The sequence below is a fragment of the Mycolicibacterium palauense genome, assembly GCF_002592005.1.
GTDB lineage: Bacteria > Actinomycetota > Actinomycetes > Mycobacteriales > Mycobacteriaceae > Mycobacterium > Mycobacterium palauense.
Map to the genome: position 1 here is coordinate 1 of NZ_NVQF01000178.1, position 2743 is coordinate 2743.

3 protein-coding genes are annotated in these 2743 nt (G+C 61.9%); 2 read left to right on the forward strand and 1 reads right to left on the reverse strand.

The window, feature by feature from the left end:
* Positions 1-168: 168 nt before the first annotated feature.
* Positions 169-492 (forward strand): HEPN domain-containing protein, encoded by a 324-nt coding sequence (locus CSR00_RS29660; protein ID WP_099025920.1) that lies wholly within the window; start codon positions 169-171, stop codon positions 490-492.
* A gap of 198 nt (positions 493-690) precedes the next feature.
* Positions 691-2013 carry an SAVED domain-containing protein gene (locus CSR00_RS29665; protein ID WP_099025922.1) on the forward strand — a complete coding sequence of 441 codons (1323 nt, stop codon included), beginning with the start codon at positions 691-693 and terminating at the stop codon, positions 2011-2013.
* Between the two features lie 188 nt (positions 2014-2201).
* Here CSR00_RS29665 and CSR00_RS29670 read toward each other — a convergent pair whose 3' ends face one another.
* Positions 2202-2642, reverse strand: a complete 441-nt coding sequence (locus CSR00_RS29670; protein WP_176562338.1) for a hypothetical protein — start codon at positions 2640-2642, stop codon at positions 2202-2204.
* Positions 2643-2743 lie beyond the last annotated feature (101 nt).

A 2743-nucleotide genomic window follows, 5' to 3' on the forward strand; every position in this document is an offset into this window, starting at 1 on the left:
CCTTCCCAACCAGCGCGCCAACGCCGGTCTTGATCAGAGAACCTTGGACTTCAGATCATCCTCGGGAAGGTGCGCCCACTTTCACGCCCCCACACCGAGGGTCATCCACAAGTTCTGATCATTGCTCCCGCGGACTGCCTCGAGACCCGACCCGCGGTCGCATGCGATGTGGCGTTCTCCGCAGCCGAACTCTCCATCCAAGCTCAAATGCTTCTCCAGCAACAACGGACGAAAAGCCATGTGCAACGGCAGGAGTGGATCGACTCTTGGACCGAGCTGGAAAACGCTCCCCCCGAGCACGCCGACGCATTGCGCCGACTTCGCGACTATCGCCTCCAGGGTCGCTATGAGCAGGTCGTGTTCACAGTGGACGGGTCCGTGCTCATACCGCTTCTGGAAGTTGTCGAGGAGATGATCCAGGTGGCCGAGACCTACGCCGGACATGCCGTGCGACGACTCGATGAGCAGATAGAGGATGTGGAGTCTGAATGAGTGTGCGTCGCATTGTTGACAATAGACTCCCCAATACATTCAAAATGTCTGCGGTGCTTGGCTTCCCGGGTGAACGAGGTCGGTTGCGGCAGCCTGCCCCAATGCCGCTGCCCCGGCGGTAATCGCCGACATGACGAGCTGCTCAGGCGGCTCGGATTGGGCTGCTCCGAAGCTGCTTCGGCCTTGATCTCGGAGACGATGCGGTGGGCCTCTAGTAGAGGACGACGGCGGCTGGGCCGCCCTGGGTCCCCAAACGGCGTGGTCCGCGGTGACGGACCAGTGTTTGTTTCTTACCGGCAGTCCGACGGATCTGCAGCCGCTGAATCGCTTGAGGGCCTACTCAGGGCGGCGGGGTTGGTCGTGTGGCGCGACCGCAGCGACCTACGCGCGGGCACCACATCCGATCGGCTAGAGCAGGCCCTCACCCAAGGCCTGTCGGCAGCGGTGCTTGTCGTGACTCCAGACACCGTGCATAGCGAGATCGTCCGCGAACGCGAACTACCGCGCCTGCTGCAACTCGACGCAGATCCAGGGTTCAGCCTTTGCATTGCCAATCACGTTGCCCGACAGCCCGACAATTCGAGGTGCGACTTCGAGGCCCCCGACCGGCTACTGCAAACGGCGCCCGCCCGCACCCTGGCCGACAAGAAGCAAACCAACATACTCGACCCCGCTGGCGAGGTCGAGATCGCGCGCGACCTCCTGATGCACCGCGTCGAACAACGGATATCCATGCTCCGCCAACAACAACGGCCTTTCACGATTCGCGTGCAAAGCAGGCCAACACCGTCCGCTATCGATGCCGGCGAGGACGACTTGCACATCCGCCTCAGCGCCGCCACCAGCGGGCGCCTTCCCTCTCCACGCGGGCTCCGGCTCCTTCAGACCACACTGCCGCTAATCAGCGACGCGGTATACGCCACTGGCGCCAGAACCGTACGAATCGCCGGCGGCGCACACCTATCGGTAGCCCTAGCCCTGGGCGCCGCACTGCCTGAGACGAGATTGGGGGTCCTTGAGGTCCTCGACCTCCAGGACCAGGTGTGGACCTCCTTGGCCGGCGACAGACTCTCCAACAACGACGTCCACATCGAACCCATCGACCCGGAGAGGTCATCCACGGCTGGGTGTGAGCGAATCACGGTGTTTGTCAGTCTGACTCCCGAGGCCGACCGCACCGCTTTCGCGCGGCTCATCCGCGAGTCAACCGACGGGTTCACCGCCGCCGCCATCGTGGCGACCCAGCCGAACAGCAGAATCCACGCACGCGAAGGCGGCCGTCTGAGCGCATCCGTCGCGCGCGCTATCAAGGGGCTCGCGGCGAGCAGCGGCCGCGCCGAGGTGCACCTGGCCTTCCACGGCCCGTACACCATGGCTGCGCTCACCGGCCGCTACCTCAACACGTTGCGCACCGTCATTTACGAATGGGACAGAGAGGGCGCCGACGGGCCGACCTACACACCGGTCATCGTTCTGGAACCCGGCACCGCCGGGGGACCGATCAGCGACGTCCTCGTCTAAAGCACTACGCTACGACCCGAAATGCCCGGCGCAGCGGCAATCCGCCGAGAGCAATTCCGTTGAGCCGCAGTGCACTGCTTGTGCCCTCGGCGACATCTTGTATAGCGCAGTGTTCTCAGAAGGCTGACAGAATCCACCTTCTAACCTGGATCGCGTCGTATTGGCGAATTCCCAATATTGAGTGGGAATCACGTCAGCAAGGGTGTGCCGTGCGCTGCAAAATCGTCAACTTTGAGAAATGCCTTGCCCAAGTCATTGAGTACAAGTTCGAGCCTCCAGTGGTCGACTTCGTCGGCCTCGCGGGCATACGGCCTCAACACCTCGTTCGATCGGCCGGACCTCCATGAATCGAGATCCTCCATCACGATGCGATCCCCTTCGCGGTCCACATACGTGCAGTTGCTTAGGTACTCGTCGTACTCAGCGTCATCATAGGTTTCAGCATGTACATGAAGGTCCGCCCAAGCAAATACCTGCGGCAGTAGGTCAGCGTAACTGGCCAAGCCCTTCAGGACTCCCCAAGTCGCGAGAATCTCTATCGGGCCTCCGTCCTCATTATCGATTCCAAGGCTAATTGCACTGCGTCCAGAAGACTTATTGACCTGGCGAGTCCCCGTTACTGAGTCCATCCGGTTCTTGAGTCGGGTTGGTTTGATTCGTTCTCAGTTGATGCTGCAGGCCACTGGGGTGTGGGTGCAGCGGCAGGCTGCAGCGTACTCGGCCGGCGTCA

Excerpts from the sequence above, each read along its gene's own strand:
- CSR00_RS29670 (WP_176562338.1), bottom strand. The coding sequence starts at position 2,642 with ATGGACTCAGTAACGGGGACTCGCCAGGTCAATAAGTCTTCTGGACGC.
- CSR00_RS29665 (WP_099025922.1), top strand. The coding sequence starts at position 691 with ATGCGGTGGGCCTCTAGTAGAGGACGACGGCGGCTGGGCCGCCCTGGG.